The organism is Streptomyces sp. NBC_00247 (assembly GCF_036188265.1).
Taxonomy (GTDB): Bacteria; Actinomycetota; Actinomycetes; order Streptomycetales; family Streptomycetaceae; genus Streptomyces.
Genome location: NZ_CP108093.1, coordinates 7,160,162 through 7,181,473, shown reverse-complemented (window position 1 = coordinate 7,181,473; position 21,312 = coordinate 7,160,162). Strand labels below are relative to the sequence as shown.

Sequence of the window (21,312 nt, the reverse complement as noted above, 5' to 3'; positions counted from 1 at the left end):
CTGCCGGGCGCCGAGGTGACCGCTGAACCGCCGTGGACGCGGCCCCCGGTGCGCGGGGGCCGGGGGCGTACGCCGGGCCGACCCCGCGCGAGGGCGCTCCGGCCCGGCCGCGCCACGGACATTCACGCCATTTCCTGTCTGCCCGAGCATCACATGTCGGCCGTTTTTGATTGCTTCGTCGCAAGGGGAGAAGACACGCCCCCGGGGGAGGCAGGATGACCCCGTGATGGGCAACCCACCCGCCGTCACGACCAGTTTCATCGGCAGAAGCGGTGAGCTGGACCTGACCGAGCGGGCACTGGACGAACACCGGCTGGTCACTCTCACGGGCCCCGGCGGCATAGGCAAGAGCCGGCTCGCGCTCCATGTGGCGGACCGAATAGCCGCTCGCTACGCGGGCGGCGTGTGCTGGGCCGATCTCTCGCACCTGCACGGCGACGCGTCACTGACGACCGCCGTATGCGACGCGGTCGGTCTGCTGGACCACAGCCGGCGCCGCCCCGTGGAAGCGCTCAGCGAATGGCTCGCGGACCAGCGGCTGCTGCTCGTCCTGGACTGTTGCGAACGGGTTCTGACGGCCTGCCGTGATCTGGTGGAACGGCTGCTCGCCGCGGCGCCGGGGCTGAGTGTGCTCGCCACCAGCCGGGAACCCCTGGACGTCGCGGGCGAGTACGCGGTGGACGTACCGCCTCTGGCCACCGGGAGCGACGCTCAACGCCTTTTCCGCGAACGGGCCGCGCTCACCGCCCCGGCCCGGCGGCTCGACGCGCCGGGGGCGGCGGCCGCCGTGGTCGAGATCTGCCGGCACCTCGAAGGCATCCCGCTGGCCGTCGAACTCGCTGCTGCCCGGCTGCGGGAGTCGGAAGCGGAGGAGCTCCTGGAACTGCTCGGTTCGCGGCTCGACACACTCGTGGACGACACGACCTGGCCCAGGCGTCACCGGGCGCTGCGCACGACGGTCGGCTGGAGCCACGAACTCTGCACGCCGCTCGAACGGCTGCTGTGGGCCCGGCTCTCCGTCTTCCACGGAGGGATCCGGCTGACGGACGCACAGGTGGTCTGCTCCGGCGGGCCGCTCACCACGGACGAGGTGGCACGTGGCCTGGAGAGACTCGCCGCGCAGTCGGTGCTCCAGCGGGACGGCGCCGGCTACCGCATGCTCGACACGCTGCGCGAGTACGGTGCCATGTGGCTGAGGGAACTGGCGGAGGACGGGGTGCTCGCCGACCGGCACGCCGTGCATTTCGCCGATGTCGCGGACCAGTCGCACCGAGGGTGGCTGAGCACCCGTCAGCTCGCGCGCTACCGGCGGATGGACGAGAGCCACACGGACCTGTCGGCCGCTCTGGACCACCTCCTGGTGGCCTCCCCCGCCTTGGCTCTGCGCATGGCGGGGCAGGCCGGACTGTTCTGGAGCTGCTGCGGTCACCTTCACCAGGCGCGTTCGTACCTGGAACGGGTACTCGCCCTGCACCCGGGCGGCGGCAGGGACAGGACCCGGGCCCTGTGGGCCCTCGGCGTCACCCTCACCCTCCAAGGGGACCACGGGACGGCGTCGGAGGTCGGGGAGGAGTGTGCCCGTTCCGCGCGGGAGGACGCGGATGCCGAATCGATCCTTTCCGCCGCGCACACGGTGAGCTTCAACCACCTCATGGCGGGCCGGCCGCAGGCGGCGCTGGCGGTGAGCGACGGCGCGCTGCGGGAGCTGCCGGTGGAACCCGCCGCCGCTCCGTCCGTCCTCCGCTGCCGGGTGATACGGCTCTTCGCGTTGACGGCCCTGGGCAGGCTCGACGAGGCGTACGAGGACGCCGTCGGGCTCCAGCTGATCAGTCTGGAGTACGGGGACCGCTGGGCGCGCGGCTACGCGGACCACCAGCTGGCGCTCATACACATGATGCACGGCCGGCCGCAGGACGCGGAGGCCCATGCCCGCGCCATGCTCGCCAGCAAGCATCAGCTCCGGGACAGTCTGGGGATCGCGCTCGCTCTCGATCTGCTCGCCGGCGCCATCGCCGCCCAGGGCGACGGTGTGGGCGCGGCACGCACCCTGGGGACGGGGCAGACCTTCTGGCGGATGGTCGGCCACCCCCACCGCGGCACTCCGGAGCTGGGAGCGATCCGCGACCGGTGGGAACTCCTCGCACGCGAGGCGGCCGGCCACTCGGCGTACGAGACGGCCTACGACCGGGCGCTCAAGGACACCGCGGAGCACGGACTGGCCCACGCGTTGCGCCCCGAGCGACACCAGGCGTGACGTGTCCGGCGCCCCCGGGCGCCCGGCGGCGCGGGCGCCGGGAGCCCCTCACCCGGCGCACGGGCGACCGGGCACGACTGCCCGAGAAGCAGCGATTCGGTGGCGCGCCAGGCGGCACACCACCGAATCGGAGGTAACGCTCGGAGTATCAGTTTCCTTCGGTCTCCTCGGTCACTTCACCGACGATCGTTCCCTTGGCCGCGTCGATTTCGAAGTCGGTCTGGTTCCAGGAGGAGTCCACGACGTCCACCTGCCAGACGAGGACGTCGTCGTCGTTCTCCTCCAGCCCGATGGAGGTGACCCAGCCCTTCTGCTTGTCGGTGGCCACCTTCGCCGCCTGCTCCGGTGTCTGGGTGGCCTTGCCGATCATGTCGGCGAGCCGGCTCTTGTCGTCGGCGTCCTGGTTGTCGTCCTCGGTGGTGTCCAGGACCTTCCCGGTGACGGCGTTGATCCGGACGGTGTGCGCGGTGCCGTCCTTCTCCGCGACTTCCGCGACCCACTCGGGGTCACTGGCGCTGCCGGTAGGGCTCGGGCTGCCCGTCGGGCTGGGGCTGCCGGTCGGACTGGGGCTGTTCGTCGGGCTCGGGCTGCCGGTCGGACTCGGGCTGCCACTGGCGTTGTCGTCGTCGTCGAGGCCGCCGAGCTCCAAGTCGACCAGCTTGCTGCCCGAGACCGCGCCCACCGCGGCCTTGGCCGCCTTGTCGAAGGTGATCTTCGTGGCGTCGAGCACGTCCTTCCGCTTCCGCTGCTCCTGGCTCAGCTCGGTCGGGGACGGGCTGCCGGAGGGGGACGGGCTGGTGGTCGCCTGGTGCGGCACGACCTTCGCGGCCTCCGAAGTCGCCGACGCCGAGACGGAGTCACCGTCCGTTCCGCAGCCCGTCACCATCGCCGAGGCGACGACGGCGCACACGACGGCGCCGACCGCACGGAGCGTGCGGGCACGCGAGAAGACACGGTTCGTCTGTGGGGGATCAAGTCTCATGTGCGCATGCCTAGCCCGGTCGGCGAGCAGTCATGGGGTGCCTCTCCGACGAGTCACCCGATCGACAGGACCGCTCCGCCCGTTGGGCCCGTGTCCGGCGCACCCACGTCCCGGCCCCGGCGCGGGGACACGGCCGTCCTGGCGACGTACCAACCCTTCCCTTGACCGGGCGCGGAGCGTCAGGCTGAGAAACAATGGAATCCAAGGGGTCCGGCGTCCGTCGTGCCCGATCGGGAGGCCCACATGGACTATCCGGAACGTTTCGAACTCATCTTCCAGACGCTCGGTGCGGAGGACGATGTCGTCGTCGTCCGGATGACCGGGCGCGCCGGGGCAGGGGGGCATCCCGTGTACGAGGACGAGACCGGCATCGTCCGCGCCGAGATCAGTGCCAGGGGCGAGGTGCGGATGCTGGCCAGCGGTGGCCACCAGGTGCCCGGCGCGCCTCTGCTGGCGCGTCCCCTGGAAGGCCCGGAGGCTCCTGCCGGGGAGTGAGTACGCGTCCCGGCGACGGACAGGCGCGCGAGACGACTCGAACAGGGATCGGCTCGATGACGGCTCGGTAGGGTACGGGCATGAGCGATACGTGGGACGCGGCCGCCCCGGGGGTTCTTCGTCTGCCCTCGGGGCGCCTCGTCCGGGGCCGCGGCCTGCGTCGGCCGCTGCCCGCGGGGCCGGTGCCCCAGTTCTCCGTACGTCTGCTGGGCCGTGAGCCCGAGCCGGTGGCGTGGGAGTCACGATGGTTGCGCTGGCCCGACTTCCGGCTCCCGGCCGACCGCGCGGCGGCCCGCCGACTGCTGGACGAGGTGTGGACCAGGGCCGCCACCGAACGGGTCGAGGTGGCCTGCGCGGGTGGCCGGGGGCGTACGGGGACGGCCTTGGCGTGCCTGGCGGTGCTGGACGGAGTGCTCCCGCGCGACGCCGTCGCCTTCGTCCGGGAGCACTACCACCCTGGAGCGGTGGAGACTCCGTGGCAGCGGCGTTACGTACTGCGCTTCGGCGGCTGCGGGTAACCGGTCTTCGCGCCGTTCCCCTGCCCGGCTGCCCTCCGCCGCCCGTCGGACGCCGCCCTTCAGACCCCGCCTGCCAGGCACCGTCGGGCCCGCCGGAGACCATCGCTCACTCGATGCCCGGCTGGTCGAAGGTCGCCGGCACCGGCAGGGTCGCCCAACGGCCCAGCGGCCAGGCGACCACGACAGCCCGACCGACCACCTCGTCCTCGGGGACCATGCCGCCGTTCTTGTCGTGCTGGTGGTAGCGGGAGTCGGCGGAAGCCTGGCGGTGGTCGCCCATCACCCAGATCTTCCCTTCGGGGACGGTCACCTTGAACTCGCCGTCTCCGCCCGGGCTGCACGCGGTGTTGCCCGGATAGACGTACGGCTCGACGAGTGCCTTCCCGTTGAGCCGGAGCGGGCCGGTCCCGGAGCACTCGACGGTGTCTCCGCCGACTCCGATCACCCGCTTGATCAGATCCTTCTCCTGGGCCGAGGGCATCAGCCCCACGAAGGTCAGCGCTTGCTGCACGACGTTGGGCTCCTGGGCCGCGACGCCCGTGAGCCAGCCGTCGGGGTCGTGGAAGACCACGACCTCCCCGCGCTCGGGCTCCGAGCCGAACCAGGGAGTGAGCTTGTCGACGAGAACCCGGTCGCCCTTCTGCAGGGTGTTCTGCATGGATTCGGAGGGGATGGAGAACGCCTGGACCAGGAACGTCTTGACGAGCAGGGCGAGGCAGAGTGCCACGGCGACCAGCAGCGGGATCTCCACCCACAGAGGGCGCTGCTTCTTCGGCACGGCCCGCCTTCTCGGCTTCCTTTGCAAGACGTCCGCCCCTGTCATCGCACCGCTCCTCGACCCTGCTCACACTCCGTACCTGCTCGATACGGTCGCGTGAGCAACTCTAGGGGGTGCCCGGTGCGACTTCGCCACTACGCGATCGACGGTGGCGCCGGGGTGGGTGCGCCCTGCGGTGGGGGGACCATCGCTCCCGCGCCCGCGCGCACGGCCTCGACGACGCGCTGATGGAAGGTGCGGCTCTCCTCTTCGGAGAAGCACGGTACAGGGCTGCCCGCCATGGTGAACCAATCGGAGGATCCGCTGAACTGGACGGCCACGGCCGCCTGCTCGTCCGACCACGTCGTGTGCACGGTCAGATCCCCGGTCACGATGCCCACCTCGGCGGTGCTCACTCCGCCGGCTCCCGCGAAGACGCCACTGGTTGTCCACGATGCCCAGTTCATGACGTCTCGCCTTTCGACAATGCCAAGCCTGCCTACTGGCTACTTTCGAGTATGGCACTGCGGCTCCAAGCTCGCACCGGTGTACGAAGCGGGAAGCGCACACGGCTCTGACCTGGTCTTTACGCACCCGGAGCAATCGATCATCCTCGTCACCTCCGCCCGAGCGCCCCACGCACGAAGGCAGCCTGGCCGGCGTGCTGGAGGTCGTCGGCCACCACACTGACGAGCCGGACGCCGAGGGTCACCGGCGGGGACCATGCCTCGTCGACGATGCGGTCCAGCGCCTTGCCGGTGAGTCCGCCGACGAAGGCCAGGGTCCGTTCGTGGACGGCGTCGTGGTAGCCGAGCAGCAGATCGGCGGAGGCGACCCGCACGGCGCCGACTTCCTCGCTGGTATGCCCGTAACCGGTCGCGGCACGGTCGAAAGGGAGGCCGAACCGGTCGGCCCAGCCGTCGGTGTACCAGACCTGCTCTCTTCCCGAAGCGTCCGCGACATGGTCGTCCTGGACCCGGGTCAGGTGCCACACGAGCCAGGCGATGGAGTTGGCCCCGCCGTCGGTCCGGGCGTTGAGCTCACCGGCGGAGAGCCCTTCGGCCGCCGCGTGCACCGCTTCCCGTACCCGGCCGAAAGCGTCGGTCAGCAGATCGGATGTGTTCATCCGTCCACTCTGGCAAGAGGGCCGCCGGAGCGCACCACGACCGGGTGACAGCCCTGGAGCATCGAACGGAAATACGAGGATGGTCGTGGCGGTCCACCGGTTGACGACGGACAGGCGTCACCGGGCCGGGTGGTGGGGTGTCCGATCGCCTCGGACGTTCGGCGGGCGGCGCCGCCGGCCGCCCTCGGTCCGCACCGGAGTTGTCCCACAGGCCGGCGCGCGCCCACGGGACGACGCCCGCCCTAGGCGGTCCGGCGCCGTGACCAGCGCGCGAACAGGCCCTGTCGTCCGCGGGGTCGGCTCGTGAACGCCGTCGCCGGCACACCCGACGCGCCGAGGCGCGACATGAGCAGAGCTTCCTGCCGCGCCGTGACGGCGATCATCAGAGCCGTGCCCGTGTCGCTCGCGCTGAAAATCTGCCGGCCCTGACGCCACCCCTCCGCGTGAATCGTGAAGGGGGCCAAGGCCAGGAGCACGTCGAACTGCGCGTCGTCGCGAACGTCGACGTCGATTCCCATCCCGTGATCGCCCTTCGCGGACCGGACACCCCCGGCTACCCGGTGCTCGGCCATCGACGACGCGCGCTCGTACGCCGGCACCACTTCGGGCGGCCACGGGGCATCGCTGTAGGCATCGAAGTGAGCGGTCTCGATGTCGTCCCGCAGGGCACGGAGCGCCTCACGGTGGGCGCTCACCACGTACTCCTCCTCCAGACCGTCCTGGAGGAGGAGTTCTCTACGTGGTTCATCAACGTCACTGGTCACGCCGTTGAGCATCCCACGCGCCGATTCGGTCCGTTCGGAGAGCTCCGCCGCGGGGACCGGCCGGCGCCCCTCAGGAACCTGCGGGAGCGGCGAAGGTCACGGTGACCTTCGTGAACCCGAGTGAGGTGAGCAGGCCCTTGAGCATGTTCGCGGTGTTCTTCTCGGCCCGTGCGGTGAGGCCGCTCTCCTTCGCCGCCTCACCGATGTGCTGGGCGGCGAGCTTGTTGACCGCCTGCTCACTGCCGGGGTTGTCGGAGAAGAAGTCGCCCAGGCGGTCCAGCAGACCGCGTTGCTTGGAGACCGAGTAGGAGCGGTCCGGGTCGAGGGCGGGCTTGCCGAGGACCGCGTGCGGCAGGGTGAGCGTGGCCTCCGTACGGTCCTCGTCGACGACGACCCCGTCCTTCGCGACCTTGCCGAGGTCGACGGAGGCGCCGACGGTGCCCGCGCCCACGTACAGGGTGCGCGTCCCCCGGATCGCGTCCGGGAGGAACTTGGCGTCCTTCTCCAGGTCGACGACGACCTGGAAGTTGCCGGAGGCCGCCTCGTACGCGCTCATGTCCTGGATCGACTTGAGCACGGCGGGGCCCGAGCGGTCGTTGGTGCGCTCGCCGAAGATGTCGCCCAGACCCGGAATGAGGCTGAGGCGGGTGCCGGCGAAGAGGAGGACCAGGGCCACGGCGCAGATGCCGAGGGCCTTGGCCCATCCCCGCTTCTTCGCGGCCGGGCGGGCGGCGGGCCCGTCGCCGCGCCGCTCGGAGCTGTCTGGTTCCGTACCGGTGGACGTCATGCTCTTCGTCTGACCCGTACACGCCGGTTCAGTCCACCCACGCGCCCCCAACTCACGCTGTTCCCGGAGGAGTCGTGCGGGTTTCAGTCGCCGGTCACACCGTCAAGCCGCTCCCGCAGCAGGTCGGCGTGGCCGGCGTGGCGGGCGTACTCGGCAATGAGGTGGACGTGGACCAGCCGAAGAGAGTACGTCTCCCCCCGATGGACGAAGGTGTCGTCGAGCGAAGCGGCGGCGATGACCTCGTCCGCCAGCCGGACCTCCTCCAGCAGCCGTGCGTAGTCTTCCTCGGCGCGCTCGGGGACGAGGTCCTCGAAGTCCGCGTCCTTGCCCTTGGCCGGATCGTACATCGGGGGCAGGCCCTGGCCGGCGAACCGCTCGCGGAACCAGGTCCGTTCGACCTTGGCCATGTGCCGTACGAGACCGAGCAGGCTGAGGTTGGAGGGTTCGGTGGTCCGCCGTGCCAGTTGCTCGCCGGTCAGCCCGGCGCACTTGCGCAACAGGCCGCCGCGGTAGGAGTGAAGGAACGAGGTCAGGGTCTCGCGCTCCGGGGAGTTCAGGGCGTCGGGGGTGGGTTCCGGTTCAGGGGCGATCCATGTCATCGGGCGATGATGCCTGGCGGTGGCCCGGATGGCGAAGCCTTTTCACCGGTGCAGCCGGTAGGTGCCGGGGGGCTCGTCGTCGTGGGGGACAGTGGACCAGGTGACGCTGCTCGCGAGGCCGAGCACGAGGAAGAGGACGACGAACGTCCCGCCCGCCCGGCTCATGATCAGCGGGCGGGTCGCGGAGCCGTTGCCGTACGGGACGGCCTCCAGACCGTCGTCGCCGAAAAGGCCCTTGGGGTAGGCGGGAGTGAGCATCGACACGTAGGCCTCGAACCGCATCTGGTGGCGCAGGGTGGCGGCCGTGGCCTCGAACAGGGGTTTCGGCATCCGGCCGAGGATCAGGGTGACGAGCCACCAGACGAAGGAGAGGGTGAACCAGCCGGTGACGGCCAGGGCTTGGACGACGAGCGCGGGGATCATCAGGAGCAGCCGGAAGAGGACGGCGAGCCGGTTGAGCCCGGTGGGGCGCACCTCGACGCGTACGGGGTAGTCCCCCGGCGCCCGGAACGAGAAGGGCGGATAACGGTCCACCAGCAGCATCTCGTTGGCGAGGACACGCGTCTGGTAGCCGAGCCGTCCGGCGAGGAAGCGGAAGACGGGATCGGGCAGACGGCCGAGGACGAGCGCGGAGAACCAGCCGACGACGACCATGACGGCTGCCACGACGCAGAGGAAGAAGAGGACGACGAAGTGCGGCAGGAGCAGCAGGAACCGGAGCAGTACGGTGAGCCGGCGCTGGCGCGCGGGCTCCACGACGTCCAGGGCGGGCTGGAACTCCGCCACCTCGGGTGAGACGTGGCCCGGGCTCCACCGGCCGTCGGCCATGCGACTCCTCCTCGGCGGGTCCTCGGGGCGCCTCCGGCTCGGTAGACGTCACCGCCAACCTCGCGCGGCGCACTCCGGGGGGCAATCCGCCCGGGTCCGAACGGGTGTCCCCGGCGGGCCAGGGGCGGACCCGCCGGGGGGTGGAACGGCGGAGGTGCGGGGCGTCCCGTTCAACCCGCACCTCCACCTGCTCGGATCACTCACCTCAGGAGGTCGGAACACGCTCCCTGGGCGAGTGCGATGCCGGACCGGGCCCGGTGGTGGGTGAAGACCGGAGCGGCCCCGCCGTCCGGGTGGGCCCGCGCCTTCAGCCGCTCCCGGTCGTCCGTGCGAGGGGAACGGAGCGCCAGCAAGGTGGACCTGTCCTCGGCGGTCTCACCGTTCGGCATCGTGCCGGTCCGGCCGCAGGGGGCCTGGACCGGGTGGTCGAAGCGGTTGGGGCCGGCGCGGGTCTCCGGCACCCTAATGCCGGCGTCGCCCTGGCACTGGCCCCTTGCGGCATCGAGGGGCCGACGGCCTGGTCCGCCCGGGACGTCGAAGGGCCGACGGCCTCGCCCGCCCGGGACCAGGTGCCGTTCCCCTTGTTCGTGAGCCGCCGGCTCCCCGCCTGCCGGTGCGTGAGGGTTCAGCCGTCCAGGGCCGTGGCGCCGCGGTCGGTGCCTGCGATCGCAAGGCGGAGGGCCGCCCCGATACTGGATGTACCGGGGTGATACCGACCACGCGGCGAGGGTGCGTGCCGGGCGTCGCCGGACGGGCGGGACAGTCGAAACACACGCTGGACGGAGGCCGCCCGCGCCTGCGTTCCGGCCACGGCCGTCGTCCCCCGAGGGGAGAAGAAGTAGCGTCGCGAGGGCGGTCCGCAACCGGTGCGAGCGCGCTCCGCTTTTCCCGGGGCTGCCGGGTCGTGTCGATGCCCACGTACTTCGTGCGTGTCCCGATGGCATGCGTGGGTTCCTCCTCTCGGCTCTGAGGATCATGGGGGGGGTGCAGGGGGTGTGCGGGAATTGAGCACAAGCCTTGAACTAGTGGGAGCGCTCCCAGCATGGGGAGAGGGAAAATCGGAGTCAAGAGACTTGAAGAGTCGAATAAATTCGACTGATCGAGTTCAGAACTGGCCTGTTGACCAACATCAGTTGACGCTCTAACGTCATGGCCGACCAGTGGGAGCGGTTCCATCAGTCGGCGTGCCGTAGGGGGCACACCCGGCCTGACGGAGTCGCTCGGGCAACACCCTCCACTCGCCGTCCACATGCGCAGTACGTGTGACGCCTGCTTCACGGAGCAGTTCTGGCCACGGCCGGCTTCGCCGCCGAACCCGTGGCCCAGGCCTCCGGAAACCATCCCTCTCCGTACGGTGGACCACACCTTCACCGGCCAACGACGGGTGGTTTCCGGGAGACCACCGGATTTATCAACTCAGCTTCACTGTCGGCTGGTTGGAATCTCCGACTCGGCTCCCGTCCGATGACCGGACGGTGGCTCGGGGCCGGTACGCCCGGTGGTCGCGGTCCGGCGGGACCGTCACCGCCGCCGATGGATGCCAAAACGGTTCTCTCGCAGCGGGTGCGAGCGTTCCGACCGGCTCCGTCGAGAGCGGTAAGGCTCTGAACACGGCCTCGATTCAGCGGCGTTCACGATCAACGGCATGTCTCCAGCGCGGATCCGGACCCGGATCCGACCAACCCCACGGATCTCTGACCCGATCCGGCAGACCCATCGACCCGACCAACGTGGCGGTTCCCCGATCCGCCCGCGCCGGCCACCGGTGCGCCCGGGACGAGCCTCCCGGGCGATCAGCTCGCCGACGAGGACCGCGCCACCCGGCGCCTCCCCAGAGTCGACCACTCCGGCGGCGGGTTCACACGCACGGGACCCCGGAATTCCCGACGGTCCCGCCGACGACGCCCCGTCCGCACCCGCTCGGAACGGCACGTCGAAACCGCTCGAATTCCCTGACCGAGGAGTGCCGACTGGAACTGAAGGACATCGATCCGTGAAATACGGAATCAATTGCGTCGCGCCGTCGGGAAAACTCGTCCGGAGTTGCGAGAACCCACGGCAGAACGCCCGGCCGCATCGGGCCCGGGACCGGTACACCGCCGATTCGGCGGCGGGCCGTCCCCTCCTCGCTGACGCCACCTGCCGGATGCTTCACCACCGCGACCGCACCGCCCCGAAGTCCCCTTCCTCGGGCAACCGGGCAAGGACACCTGCCCCCGCCGCACGGCCGGCCGGGTCATGAGGTGTCCGCGACCGCGGACTCGTACCCCGGACGGATCCGGACCACGTGGGACTGCTCTTCGGTCCGTCCTCGACCAGTGATGACGACGGCACACCCGTCGTGTACGGAATCGGGCCGCGGGGCCACCTGCTCGCCCCCGACCCACCAACAGGAAACGGAAATCTCATGAGCCGCACCACCATGTATCGGTCACGGACCGCGCTTCTCGCGGCGGCAGCCCTCGTGGCCGCCGCCGGGACCGCCGCCGGGCCCTTCTCCGCCTCGGCTGCCGCCGCCCCGGCGTGTTCCGTGGACTACAAGATCCAGAGCCAGTGGAACGGTGGCCTCACCGCCGCGGTGACCGTGACCAACAACAGCGCCGCCGCCCCCTCCTGGCAGCTGGAGTGGACCTTCGCCGGCTCCGAGCAGGTCAGCCAGGGCTGGAACGCCACGGTGACCCAGAGCGGGTCCGCCGTGACCGCGAAGAACCTTACGTACAACGGGGCGCTGGCGACCGGAGCTTCGGCCTCCTTCGGCTTCAACGCGTCGGGCAACGGCAACAGCGCGGTGCCCTCGACGTTCAAGCTGAACGGCGTCACCTGCGACGCCGGGGCGGTCGACCCGACCGATCCGACGGACCCGACCGACCCCACGGACCCGGCCGACCCGGGCACCCCCGCGGGCTCCCTCGTGGACAACCCGTACGCCGGCGCCAAGGTCTACGTGAACCCGGAGTGGTCGGCGAAGGCAGCGGCCGAGCCGGGCGGCAGCCGTGTCGCCGACCAGCCCACCGGTGTGTGGCTCGACCGCATCGCCGCGATCGAGGGCGCGGGCGGCTCCATGGGCCTGCGCGACCACCTCGACGCCGCGCTCGCCCAGAAGGGCAGCGGCGAGATGGTCGTCCAGCTCGTGATCTACGACCTCCCCGGCCGCGACTGCGCCGCGCTCGCCTCCAACGGTGAGCTCGGCCCGGACGACCTGCCCCGCTACAAGTCCGAGTACATCGACCCGATCGCGGCGATCCTGAAGGACTCGAAGTACGCGAGCCTGCGCATCGTCACCACGGTCGAGATCGACTCCCTGCCCAACCTGGTCACCAACACCTCGGGCCGCGCCACCGCCACGGCCAACTGTGACGTGATGAAGGCCAACGGCAACTACGTGAAGGGCGTCGGCTACGCCCTGAACAAGCTCGGCGACGCGCCCAACGTCTACAACTACATCGATGCCGGCCACCACGGATGGATCGGCTGGGACGACAACTTCGGCCCCTCCGCCGACACCTTCCTGGCCGCCGCGACCGCGGAGGGTGCCACGCCCGCCGACGTCCATGGCTTCATCACCAACACGGCCAACTACAGCGCTCTGAAGGAGCCGTTCTTCACCATCGACAGCTCGGTGAACGGCACCTCCGTCCGCCAGTCGAAGTGGGTCGACTGGAACCGCTACACGGACGAGCTGTCCTTCGCCCAGGGCTTCCGGAACAAGCTGGTCTCGGTCGGTTTCGACTCGAAGATCGGCATGCTGATCGACACCTCCCGCAACGGCTGGGGCGGCACGGCCCGTCCGACCGCCGCGGGCAGCACCACGAGCGTGGACACCTACGTCGACGGTGGACGCGTCGACCGCCGCATCCACATGGGCAACTGGTGCAACCAGTCCGGCGCCGGTCTCGGCGAGCGGCCGACGGCCTCGCCGGAGCCGGGCATCGACGCGTACGTCTGGATGAAGCCCCCGGGGGAGTCCGACGGTTCCAGCTCGGCCATCGCGAACGACGAGGGCAAGGGCTTCGACCGGATGTGCGACCCGACCTACACGGGCAACGCCCGCAACGGCAACAGCCTCTCCGGCGCGCTGCCGAACGCCCCGATCTCCGGACAGTGGTTCTCCGCCCAGTTCCAGGAGCTCATGAAGAACGCCTACCCGGCGCTCTGATCCGGCACTCCGTGCTCCCTCCGGCGCCCTGCCGCCGGAGGGAGCACGACAGTGACGGCACAGAAGTACGGCACAGCAGCACGGCATGACGACGCGGATCGTGCCGGGCCGGGCGGAAAGGCCCGGCACGATCCGCGAGTACGCCGCACAGGCTCCGCGGCACCTGACGGACCGCGGTCGACCGCTGACCGGGGCGCCCTACCGTCCCGGTCAGCGGTTGCGGAGCCTCTCCAGCAGCGTGCGCCCGCCCCCGGGCCGCGCCGCTCCGGCGTTCCCGGCCCCGGCCGGAGCCTTCGAGGGACGCTTGTCCGCCACGGTGGCCGGCACTTTCGCGGTCCGGCCGTTCGCGTTCACGTCCCCGGCCCGTGCCTTCGCGGTCCGGGTCACGCCCGCCCTCGCGGTTGCCGCCGCGACCCGTTGCCTCAAGCCGGCCCGGCCGCCGGGGGACCGTCGGCCGGACGCGTCCTCGGCGACCGGGGCGGTCACCGGGGCGGGCTCGGGACGGACCCTCGCGAAGGAGTGGTAATGGTGGCTGATCCGGCGCCCGACGAACAGGTAACCGAGCAGCGCACCGGTGGTATTGAGGATCACGTCGTCGATGTCGAATGCCCGGCCCTCCACGACGGCGCCCTGGGCCAGCTCCACGACCACCATGACCACGCCGGTCAGCAGGATCATGCGGAGCATCCGGAGCCGGCGCGGCACGAGCACCGGGATCAGCACCCCGAAGGGGGCGCCGAGCAGGATGTTCCCGCCCGCCTGCTTGCAGGCGGCGAGGAAGGTGTAGTCCTCGGCGTACTGCCGGAGCGAGCGGCCCGGGGTCATGTTCGAATGGGCGATCCCCGCCGAGGCGGGTGACGGCGTGAGTGTCACCTTCGCCAGGACGACGGAGAAGGCGACGAGCCCCACGAAGGCCACCACCAGAATGCTGGCGCGCACCAGCACGTGCGCCCAACTTCTCTTCCGCACAGTGCGGTTCGCGTCTGCGGTCATGGCCCTCGGATGCCCCGGGCCCGTCCGGTCACACCTCGATCCGGCCACGTCTCCCCACCGGGCTTCGCGCGCCGGCCCCGGACCTCCGCGGGCCGCGGGCCTCCGGCCCCGCCGCGGGTCCCTCCGGCGGGCCGCGCGACGACGCCCCGCCGGAGCCTGCCACCATGTCACCCATGGATACACCGCAGAGGGACGAACTGCTGGCCGACGCCGTGCGGCTGCGTACCGGGGGCCGCCCTGAAGAGGCCCGGGAACGGCTGCTCGCCCTGACCGCGAGGTTCCCGGAGGACGCGGAGATCGCTTACCAGACGGCGTGGGCCCACGACGTCCTGGACCTGGAGGCCGAGGCGGTGGCGTACTACGAGCGCTGCCTCTCGGTCGGACACCTCGGCGAGGAGGACCGGCGGGGCGCGCTCCTCGGTCTCGGCAGCACCTACCGGGTGCTCGGCAGGTACGGACAGGCCGTCGAGACGCTGCGGCAGGGGGTGGCGGAGTTCCCCGACGACGGCGCGCTCCACACGTTCCTGGCGATGGCGCTGTACAACACCGGCGAACACCACGAGGCGATGGGCCTTCTGCTGCGGCTCGTCGCGTCGACCAGCGAGGACCCGTACGTGAGGCGGTACCGGGCCGCGATCGAGCACTACGCGAGCGGCCTGGACGGAACACCGTGACCCGGCCGGCCTCACCCGGCACTCCCCCGTACGCCTGAGAACCCGGCTTCCCCGCGGACGACCGGTACTCCCCGAAAGGCCGGTTCGCGTACTCCTGAAGGTCATCCGTGCCTCCTATCGTGCTCCTGGTTGACGCGTTCGCATCAACTTCGACGACGTGGGTGAGGGTGAGGGTCCATGAAGCAGGGATGGCGCCGGTGGGCGACCGCCGCCGCGGCCGGGGTGTTCTGCGTGGCGGTCTCGGCCGGCAGCGCGCAGTCCGCCACGGGCCCGGGCGGCAGCTCGTACGGCGCGACGACGGGCGTCGGGGTGCACAACGCGTACGAGAAGTCGACGTACACCTACTTCGCCGATGCCCTCGACTCCGGTGCGGCGATGCTCGAACTCGACGTGTGGACCAACGTGTTCGGCAGCTCCTGGCGGGTGTCGCACAGCAACCCGCTCGGCAACGACAACAACTGCGAGAACGCGGCGAGCGCCGCCGAGCTGCGCAGCAAGGCGCGCAACCAGAACCTCGCCGGCTGCCTCTCCGACATCCGCGCCTGGCACGACGCCCACCCGGGACACCGGCCCGTCGTGCTGAAGGTCGAACTCAAGGACGGGTTCCTCGCCACGAGCGGCCGCGGTCCGGCCGAACTGGACGCGCTGCTCACGGCGAAGCTCGGCGACGCGCTGTACCGTCCGGCCGACCTCGTCGGCTCGCACGCCACTCCCGACGAGGCCGTCACCGCCGGGGGCTGGCCCACGCGCGACGCGCTGGCGGGCCGCTTCCTGGTGGAGCTGATCCCGGGCACGGTCGAGGAGGGCAACCCGCTCGACACCCTGTGGACGGACCGCGAGTACGCGACCCGGCTGCGCGACCTCGCCGCTGCGGGGCGGCTGCGCGAGGCCTCGGCCTTCCCCGCCGTGCACGCGGCTCAGGCCGGTGACCCCCGCACGCGGTACACCGACACCTCGATCCGTCCGTGGTTCGTGATCTTCGACGGGGATGCCTCCGCGTACGCGGGCGGTTCCATCGACACCGCCTGGTACGCCCGCAGCAAGTACCTGGTGCTGATGACGGACGCGCACAACGTGGCGCCCGCCATCGACGGCACCGGCCCGACGTCCGCCCAGGCGCTGGACCGGCTCACCCTCCTCGCGGGGAAGCACGCCAGCATCATCTCCGCCGACTGGCACGCGCTGACCGGCGTACTGTCCACGGTGGTGCCGCGCGCGGCCGGCTGACCGGCCCTGGTACGCGCCCCCGGTACGTCACCGGGGGCGCGTACGGCCCTGTCCCGGCACGCGCGGGCGCGGGATACGCAGCCTCCCGGCATCGGCGCGCCCGAGAATGGCCGGGTGTCCTCTTCCTCCTCTTCCGCTCCTGGCCGATCGGCCGAGGACGCCCCGGCCGGTCGGGTCACCTGGGCCCTGCTGCTGCTCTCGGCGGCCTCCGGGGCGGCCGACGCGTTCGTCTTCCTCTGCGCCGGGCATGTCTTCGCGGGCGTGATGACCGGAAATCTCGTGCTGCTGGGCGCGTCGGTGACGGGAGCGGGCGACGAGGGCTCCGCACCGGGCGTGTGCGCCGCGCTGGTGTCGTACGTGGCCGGGGCCGGGTGCGGCGCGCTGATGGGACGGCGGTGGAGGTGGCCGGTGGCGGCCCTGCTGCTGGCCGAGGTGGTCCTGCTGGGTACGGCCGCGACCGCGTGGGGGCTGGGGTTCGTCACCTCGGGGGCGGACCGGACCGGGCTGCTCGCCGTCGTGGCGCTGGCCATGGGAATCCAGGGGACGGTCCGGGTGACCCCGACCAACTACTTCACCGGCACGCTGACCTCGCTGGCGGGCCGGCTGGCGCTCGGCCGGCCGGCCCGCGACGACATCCGGGTGTTCGCCAGGCTGGCCGCGGTGGTGACGGGCGCCGCGCTGGCCGCCGCGGCGACGCGGTGGTGGCCGCCGGGTGCGGCGTCCGTGGCGGCGCTGGCGGCCCTGGGGGCGCTGGCGCTGGAGACGGCCGGCCCGTGGGGGCGCCGCCCGCGGGGCTGAGCGTCTTCGGGGAGAGCGGAAGCCGCACCCGCGGCCCGCCCCGGGCAGCAAGAAGCCCCGGCCGGATCGGGGGAATCCGGCCGGGGCCGTTCATGAGGTACGAGGGGCGGTCGCCTCTCGGCGGGTTGCTCCACGGGGCTTCAGCCGAACGATCTTCCCCGTGGGCGGAAGGTGAGGCCCGGGGACACTGTCCCCCTCGCACCACGTATAGATGAACGATAAACCACACCCGGGTGTTCCCGTACCTCCGGGTCCCGGGTGTGATCCGGGGCACCCGTCCGCCGGACGACGGTCCGGCGGACGGACCAGAGGCCTCGTCAGTGTCCGGCCGCGGCGTTCCCGTAGCGGCGGCGGAACCGGTCGATCCGGCCGGCCGGGTCCAGCACCTGCCGGGTGCCGGTGTAGAACGGGTGGCTGGCGGACGAGGTCTCCACGTCGACCACCGGATAGCTCCGGCCGTCCTCCCATTCCACGCGCTCGGCAGCGTCGGCGGTCGAGCGGGTCAGGAACGCGACACCGGCGGCCCGGTCACGGAAGACGACGGAACGGGTGGCGGGGTGGATGTGCTGCTTCACGGAGTGTTCCTTCCTGGGGCGGATGTCGGGTTCGAGCGGTACGTGTCCGGCGGGGCGGGCGCACCGAAGGTGTCACCGGGTTCCGCCGGGTCAGCGGGCTTCCCGGAAGACCACGTGATGGCCGGCCACCGGGTCGAACTTCCGCAGTTCCAGCCGGTCCGGGTCGTTGCGGCGGTTCTTGCGCGTGACGTAACGATGCCCGGTCCCTGCCGTGGACCGGAGGGTGACGACCGGCCTGAGTTCACTGCGCGCCATGGATCCTCCTCCTCTGGGCGACCCCATCCCCTCTGGGCGGGATGGTTGTCGTTTTCATTCTGATGCGGTAACACGAGCAACCCACGCGGCATTCCCGCCCTCGGAGCGCCCTCCCCGGAGGAACCGGAAGATCACCCTCCGGAGGCACCCTCCCGCCCCGACACTTTCGGCACCCCCTCCCCCTCCCCTCAACACCTCATCAACGAAAGGACGTTCGAAGTCTTCCCTGTCGCGCCAGCCTCTGACATATGCCAAAAGCAAGAACGCAACGAGTGTCGGCAAACCCCTTACGAGCCCCACTCCCCTGTGTCACAGTCATCCTCGGTTCCTCTCCCGTTCCTCCCCGAGAGCCGGCAGCAGCGTCTGTATCGGAGTTCGAGATGCCGTCCCCCCTCTTCGCGGACCGCCCGGCCGCACGACCGTCCGAGCGGGACGCCGTCGACGCGATGATCAACCGCGCACGCCGACTGCGCGGAGACCTGGACTCGGTGTGCCGGGCCTCGGTGGTCATCGACGAGGACGATCCTCAAGCACGCTGGCAGCGCGCGCTCTGCGACCTCGCCGCCCACCATCTCGACGACCTCGGCGCCCGCCTCGGGCAGCTCAGGGAGGGCCCGCCCGCGCCCTCCCCGGACACCGCTCCGGCCGACCCGGCGCAGAGCCCGCTGTCGGGCAGGGCGGGCAGCGCCGAGTGGAACCTGCTCGACGACGGCGTCGAATGGTCCGCCGAGCTGTACGAGATCTTCGGGCGGGAGGTGGCCGCGGGTCCGCTCTCCCTGGACGAGCTGCCCACCATGCTCGTCCCGGAGGACCAGCCCCTGCTCACCGCCATGGTGACCCACTGCCTGATCGACGGAAAGCCGATGGACGGCGAGTTCCGCATCCGCCGTCCGGACGGCAGGATGCGGACCCTCCACGCCATGGGCGAGCCGGTACTGGACCCCGAGGGCCGCACGGTCTCCCTGTGGGCGGTCCTGCGTGACGTCAGCGCGCTGAACGACAGCCGGCAGCTGGAGGTCCGTACCCGCGACTCCCTGCAGCGCCAGGACGACATCGCGAGGACCGAACACCGCATCGCGGTGGAACTGCACCAGGCCGTCCTGCCGACGCCGCACGACTCACTGGGGCCCACGCCCGCCGTGTCCGGCGCCATGGACGTCGCGGCACGGCTTCTGCCGTCGCAGGCCTGCGGTCCGACCGGCGGCGACTGGTACGACGCCATGACGCTGCCGGACGGCCGGACCCTGCTCACCGTCGGCAGCCTCACCGACCACGGCATCCCCACGGCTTCCTCCATGGCCATGGTGCTGGGCGCGCTGCGGGGCATGGCCGTGGCGGGCATCGAGCCCCGGGCCCTGCTGACCCATCTGAACCAGCTGCTCCAGACGTCCGTCCAGCCCACCCTGGGCAGCGCCCTGTGCGGGCTCTTCGATCCTTCCACCGGCCTCCTCACCTGGGCGCAGGCGGGACACCCCGCTCCCCTGCTGTTCCGCGACGGTGCCGGCGCCCCGCTGCCCCCTCCGGAAGGGGTGCTGCTGGGCGCCGCGCCGGGGGTCGCCTACGGGCAGGAGACGGCGCGGTTGATCCCCGGCGACGTGATCCTGCTGCGCACCGACGGGTTGGCCCCGGCCGCCGGCCGTGGCACCGCCCCGGAGAAGCTGCTGGGGCTGGCACCACGGCTCTTCCGGTCCCGCACGGCAGCCGAGTGCGTACGGACCGTCGTCGACGAGTTCGGCGGGGACGAGCACCCGGCCCGGGGATGCGTGCTGGTCGCCCGCGTCGACGGCCGGAACTGACACCTGACACCTCACTGCCACCCGACAGGACACCGGCCCGCCGCAGAGGCTCCGGCCCGCCCGGACAGGGACCACGGACGTTCAGCCCGGCCGACCGGACTCACGCCTCGGAGCTCCTCGTCCGCTTGACCTGCCGGGGCATCACGAGTTCGAGCTCCTCCCGGAGATCGCGGATCGCCGGGTCGTCGGCGTACCGGTCGGTGAGGTCGTACATCTGGCGCAGCCTGTCCCAGGTGCGGTGCGAGGAGGTCTCCCCCATCGACACCAGAGCCCGCCGGGCATAGGCGTCCGCCTGCTCCGGATCGCCGGCGATGAAGCACGCCGACGCGAGCGAGATGAAGTCGAAGAGCTTGGAGCGCTGGCGGCCGTCGTTCCGCATCCCGAGGGCCTTCTTGGCATGCTGCTGCGCGAGGGCGGCAGCCGAGGGATCGTGGTCGGCCAGCGTACGGAACGCGAGCGCCTGCATGCCGTAGAGATCGGCTTCGTCGAACATCTGCATCCAGCCGGGCGCCTTCTCGACGTTCCGGTCCGAGACGAACAGTTCCTCCGCCTCGCCCAGGGCGCGGCGCATCGCCTGTCCGCGGCCCATCGAGGCGTACGCCCACGCCTCGATGGTGTGCAGCATGGCGCGGGTGCGCGGCAGGGCCTCGTCGCCCGCCCCGGAGTGGGCGAGCTTCATCAGATCGAGTGCGTCCTGCGGACGCCCCAGGTGGACCATCTGGCGTGCGGCGCGTGACAGGGCCTCGCCGGCGCGCGGCCGGTCGCCGCCCTCGCGCGCAGCGTGGGCGGCGATGACGAAGTACTTCTGGGCGGTGGGTTCGAGGCCGACGTCGTGGGACATCCAGCCGGCGAGCACGGCGAGGTTGGCGGCGACTCCCCACAGGCGCTGCTGTAGGTCCGCGGGGTGACGGTACGCCAGCAGACCGCCCACTTCGTTGAGTTGACCCACCACCGCCTTGCGCTGGAGTCCGCCGCCGCGTTGGGCGTCCCACTTGCGGAAGATGTCGACCGAGTTCTCCAGCGCGGTGACCTCGGCGGATCCGATGGGGGCGGTGTCGTAGCGGTCGAACCCCGCCGGGTCCGCGGGGAGGGGGCCGTCGGTTCGGGGCACGTCCGCCGCCGGAGCGGGATCGGCGTGCAGCCAGTCGTTCATGGCGCCGGTGAGGGCGGGGCCGGCGGCGAGCGCGGCGCCCGCGCTCACCAAGCCGCGTCGGTTGAGCATGAGGTCCATTCCCGTGAATTCGGTGAGGACCGCGGCCGTCCGTTCGGGCGCCCACGAAAGGCCGTCGGGATTCTCGTCCTTCCCGGCGACCCGCCGTTTTCCCGTGCGCCCGCGTCGGCCGAACCCGAGGTCCTCGATGGTCACGACACGGCCGAGCCGCTCGGTGAACAGAGCCGCCAGCACCTCCGGCACGGGATCGCGCGGGGACTCCCCCATGTCGATCCAGCGCCGGACCCGCGAGGTGTCGGTCGCCAGTTGGGAGTGGCCCATGGCCGCTGCCTTCCGGTTCACCATCCTCGCGAGCTCCCCCTTGGACCATCCGGCCATGCCGAACAGATCGGAAAGACGGGTGTTGGGTTCTCCGGTCACGTCAAGCCCCCAGGTTCTCGGCTGAGTTGCACACTAACCCCGAGTCAGATGCGCCGTGCATATTCGCTACCCCTTCGCCAGGGCACGCCATCTGCACTGCCACGGGCGACGCGGTGTCAGGTAGGAGTGCGCCACCC

At 71.3% G+C, this 21,312-nt stretch carries 20 protein-coding genes and 1 pseudogene; 8 read left to right on the top strand and 13 right to left on the bottom strand.

The genetic code is table 11. The features are described from left to right. Window positions 1-226 precede the first annotated feature (226 nt). On the top strand, window positions 227-2,254 hold the full coding sequence (locus OHT52_RS30650) for an ATP-binding protein (protein WP_328723434.1): 2,028 nt from the start codon (window positions 227-229) through the stop codon (window positions 2,252-2,254). 148 nt (window positions 2,255-2,402) lie between these two features. On the opposite strand, the gene OHT52_RS30645 is transcribed toward OHT52_RS30650, so the two are convergent. After that, complete coding sequence (locus tag OHT52_RS30645) at window positions 2,403-3,236, bottom strand: PepSY domain-containing protein (protein ID WP_328723433.1); 834 nt, start codon at window positions 3,234-3,236, stop codon at window positions 2,403-2,405. A gap of 243 nt (window positions 3,237-3,479) precedes the next feature. Here OHT52_RS30645 and OHT52_RS30640 point away from each other — a divergent pair, with 243 nt between their 5' ends. Together OHT52_RS30640 and OHT52_RS30635 are read left to right on the top strand one after the other, a co-directional pair. Beyond that, window positions 3,480-3,731, top strand: a complete 252-nt coding sequence (locus OHT52_RS30640; RefSeq protein WP_328723432.1) for a DUF6296 family protein — start codon at window positions 3,480-3,482, stop codon at window positions 3,729-3,731. Window positions 3,732-3,811: 80 nt separating this feature from the next. Then, the gene (locus tag OHT52_RS30635; protein ID WP_328723431.1) at window positions 3,812-4,249 is read left to right on the top strand and encodes a protein-tyrosine phosphatase family protein; all 438 of its coding nucleotides are present in this window, start codon (window positions 3,812-3,814) and stop codon (window positions 4,247-4,249) included. Between the two features lie 106 nt (window positions 4,250-4,355). Here OHT52_RS30635 and lepB read toward each other — a convergent pair whose 3' ends face one another. The 8 genes from lepB to OHT52_RS30595 all read right to left on the bottom strand — a co-directional run bounded on the left by lepB (window position 4,356) and on the right by OHT52_RS30595 (window position 10,054). After that, entirely contained in the window at window positions 4,356-5,072 is a 717-nt protein-coding gene (lepB, locus tag OHT52_RS30630) for a signal peptidase I (RefSeq protein WP_328723430.1), read from the bottom strand. Between the two features lie 89 nt (window positions 5,073-5,161). Beyond that, window positions 5,162-5,473 (bottom strand): hypothetical protein, encoded by a 312-nt coding sequence (locus tag OHT52_RS30625; RefSeq protein ID WP_328723429.1) that lies wholly within the window; start codon window positions 5,471-5,473, stop codon window positions 5,162-5,164. 149 nt (window positions 5,474-5,622) lie between these two features. Beyond that, complete coding sequence (locus OHT52_RS30620; protein WP_328723428.1) at window positions 5,623-6,132, bottom strand: mycothiol transferase; 510 nt, start codon at window positions 6,130-6,132, stop codon at window positions 5,623-5,625. A gap of 242 nt (window positions 6,133-6,374) precedes the next feature. Next, window positions 6,375-6,827: a hypothetical protein gene (locus OHT52_RS30615; RefSeq protein ID WP_328723427.1), complete on the bottom strand. Its 453-nt coding sequence runs from the start codon at window positions 6,825-6,827 to the stop codon at window positions 6,375-6,377. Window positions 6,828-6,966: 139 nt separating this feature from the next. Continuing rightward, window positions 6,967-7,683 carry a DUF4230 domain-containing protein gene (locus OHT52_RS30610; RefSeq protein WP_328723426.1) on the bottom strand — a complete coding sequence of 239 codons (717 nt, stop codon included), beginning with the start codon at window positions 7,681-7,683 and terminating at the stop codon, window positions 6,967-6,969. An 83-nt stretch (window positions 7,684-7,766) separates the two neighbouring features. Beyond that, a complete protein-coding gene (locus OHT52_RS30605) occupies window positions 7,767-8,282 on the bottom strand; it encodes a DinB family protein (protein WP_328723425.1) in 516 nt (171 codons plus the stop codon). Window positions 8,283-8,324: 42 nt separating this feature from the next. Then, window positions 8,325-9,110 (bottom strand): DUF4389 domain-containing protein, encoded by a 786-nt coding sequence (locus OHT52_RS30600; RefSeq protein ID WP_328723424.1) that lies wholly within the window; start codon window positions 9,108-9,110, stop codon window positions 8,325-8,327. Window positions 9,111-9,310: 200 nt separating this feature from the next. Then, window positions 9,311-10,054: a glycoside hydrolase family 48 protein gene (locus tag OHT52_RS30595; protein WP_328723423.1), complete on the bottom strand. Its 744-nt coding sequence runs from the start codon at window positions 10,052-10,054 to the stop codon at window positions 9,311-9,313. Window positions 10,055-11,532: 1,478 nt separating this feature from the next. Between OHT52_RS30595 and OHT52_RS30590 the strand changes: the two genes are divergently transcribed. Further along, window positions 11,533-13,266: a glycoside hydrolase family 6 protein gene (locus OHT52_RS30590; RefSeq protein ID WP_328723990.1), complete on the top strand. Its 1,734-nt coding sequence runs from the start codon at window positions 11,533-11,535 to the stop codon at window positions 13,264-13,266. A 210-nt stretch (window positions 13,267-13,476) separates the two neighbouring features. Here the strand turns inward: OHT52_RS30590 and OHT52_RS30585 are convergent, their stop codons facing one another. Beyond that, window positions 13,477-14,259, bottom strand: coding sequence for a VanZ family protein (locus tag OHT52_RS30585; RefSeq protein ID WP_328723422.1), 783 nt, complete (start codon window positions 14,257-14,259; stop codon window positions 13,477-13,479). Window positions 14,260-14,432: 173 nt separating this feature from the next. Between OHT52_RS30585 and OHT52_RS30580 the strand changes: the two genes are divergently transcribed. The 3 genes and pseudogenes from OHT52_RS30580 to OHT52_RS30570 all read left to right on the top strand — a co-directional run. Continuing rightward, window positions 14,433-14,933, top strand: a complete 501-nt coding sequence (locus OHT52_RS30580; protein WP_328723421.1) for a tetratricopeptide repeat protein — start codon at window positions 14,433-14,435, stop codon at window positions 14,931-14,933. Window positions 14,934-15,110: 177 nt separating this feature from the next. Next, window positions 15,111-16,160, top strand: a complete 1,050-nt coding sequence (locus OHT52_RS30575; RefSeq protein WP_328723420.1) for a phosphatidylinositol-specific phospholipase C domain-containing protein — start codon at window positions 15,111-15,113, stop codon at window positions 16,158-16,160. 189 nt (window positions 16,161-16,349) lie between these two features. Beyond that, window positions 16,350-17,046 (top strand): annotated as a pseudogene (locus OHT52_RS30570) (YoaK family protein); the annotation flags it as partial. 229 nt (window positions 17,047-17,275) lie between these two features. Here OHT52_RS30570 and OHT52_RS30565 read toward each other — a convergent pair. Then, window positions 17,276-17,533 carry a type B 50S ribosomal protein L31 gene (locus tag OHT52_RS30565; protein WP_328723418.1) on the bottom strand — a complete coding sequence of 86 codons (258 nt, stop codon included), beginning with the start codon at window positions 17,531-17,533 and terminating at the stop codon, window positions 17,276-17,278. A gap of 90 nt (window positions 17,534-17,623) precedes the next feature. Beyond that, window positions 17,624-17,788 carry a 50S ribosomal protein L33 gene (gene rpmG / locus OHT52_RS30560; RefSeq protein WP_328723417.1) on the bottom strand — a complete coding sequence of 55 codons (165 nt, stop codon included), beginning with the start codon at window positions 17,786-17,788 and terminating at the stop codon, window positions 17,624-17,626. A gap of 380 nt (window positions 17,789-18,168) precedes the next feature. Between rpmG and OHT52_RS30555 the strand changes: the two genes are divergently transcribed. Further along, window positions 18,169-19,584: a PP2C family protein-serine/threonine phosphatase gene (locus tag OHT52_RS30555; RefSeq protein ID WP_328723416.1), complete on the top strand. Its 1,416-nt coding sequence runs from the start codon at window positions 18,169-18,171 to the stop codon at window positions 19,582-19,584. Between the two features lie 100 nt (window positions 19,585-19,684). Here OHT52_RS30555 and OHT52_RS30550 read toward each other — a convergent pair whose 3' ends face one another. Next, complete coding sequence (locus tag OHT52_RS30550) at window positions 19,685-21,175, bottom strand: DNA-binding protein NsdB (protein WP_328723415.1); 1,491 nt, start codon at window positions 21,173-21,175, stop codon at window positions 19,685-19,687. Window positions 21,176-21,312 lie beyond the last annotated feature (137 nt).

Bases quoted from the DNA above. Each gene is read 5' to 3' on its own strand.
- lepB (WP_328723430.1), bottom strand. From the start codon at position 5,072: ATGACAGGGGCGGACGTCTTGCAAAGGAAGCCGAGAAGGCGGGCCGTG.
- OHT52_RS30635 (WP_328723431.1), top strand. From the start codon at position 3,812: ATGAGCGATACGTGGGACGCGGCCGCCCCGGGGGTTCTTCGTCTGCCC.
- OHT52_RS30595 (WP_328723423.1), bottom strand. From the start codon at position 10,054: ATGCCATCGGGACACGCACGAAGTACGTGGGCATCGACACGACCCGGC.
- OHT52_RS30640 (WP_328723432.1), top strand. From the start codon at position 3,480: ATGGACTATCCGGAACGTTTCGAACTCATCTTCCAGACGCTCGGTGCG.
- OHT52_RS30650 (WP_328723434.1), top strand. From the start codon at position 227: ATGGGCAACCCACCCGCCGTCACGACCAGTTTCATCGGCAGAAGCGGT.
- OHT52_RS30625 (WP_328723429.1), bottom strand. From the start codon at position 5,473: ATGAACTGGGCATCGTGGACAACCAGTGGCGTCTTCGCGGGAGCCGGC.
- OHT52_RS30555 (WP_328723416.1), top strand. From the start codon at position 18,169: ATGCCGTCCCCCCTCTTCGCGGACCGCCCGGCCGCACGACCGTCCGAG.
- OHT52_RS30575 (WP_328723420.1), top strand. From the start codon at position 15,111: ATGAAGCAGGGATGGCGCCGGTGGGCGACCGCCGCCGCGGCCGGGGTG.
- rpmG (WP_328723417.1), bottom strand. From the start codon at position 17,788: ATGGCGCGCAGTGAACTCAGGCCGGTCGTCACCCTCCGGTCCACGGCA.
- OHT52_RS30580 (WP_328723421.1), top strand. From the start codon at position 14,433: ATGGATACACCGCAGAGGGACGAACTGCTGGCCGACGCCGTGCGGCTG.
- OHT52_RS30620 (WP_328723428.1), bottom strand. From the start codon at position 6,132: ATGAACACATCCGATCTGCTGACCGACGCTTTCGGCCGGGTACGGGAA.
- OHT52_RS30600 (WP_328723424.1), bottom strand. From the start codon at position 9,110: ATGGCCGACGGCCGGTGGAGCCCGGGCCACGTCTCACCCGAGGTGGCG.
- OHT52_RS30585 (WP_328723422.1), bottom strand. From the start codon at position 14,259: ATGACCGCAGACGCGAACCGCACTGTGCGGAAGAGAAGTTGGGCGCAC.
- OHT52_RS30590 (WP_328723990.1), top strand. From the start codon at position 11,533: ATGTATCGGTCACGGACCGCGCTTCTCGCGGCGGCAGCCCTCGTGGCC.
- OHT52_RS30645 (WP_328723433.1), bottom strand. From the start codon at position 3,236: ATGAGACTTGATCCCCCACAGACGAACCGTGTCTTCTCGCGTGCCCGC.
- OHT52_RS30605 (WP_328723425.1), bottom strand. From the start codon at position 8,282: ATGACATGGATCGCCCCTGAACCGGAACCCACCCCCGACGCCCTGAAC.
- OHT52_RS30610 (WP_328723426.1), bottom strand. From the start codon at position 7,683: ATGACGTCCACCGGTACGGAACCAGACAGCTCCGAGCGGCGCGGCGAC.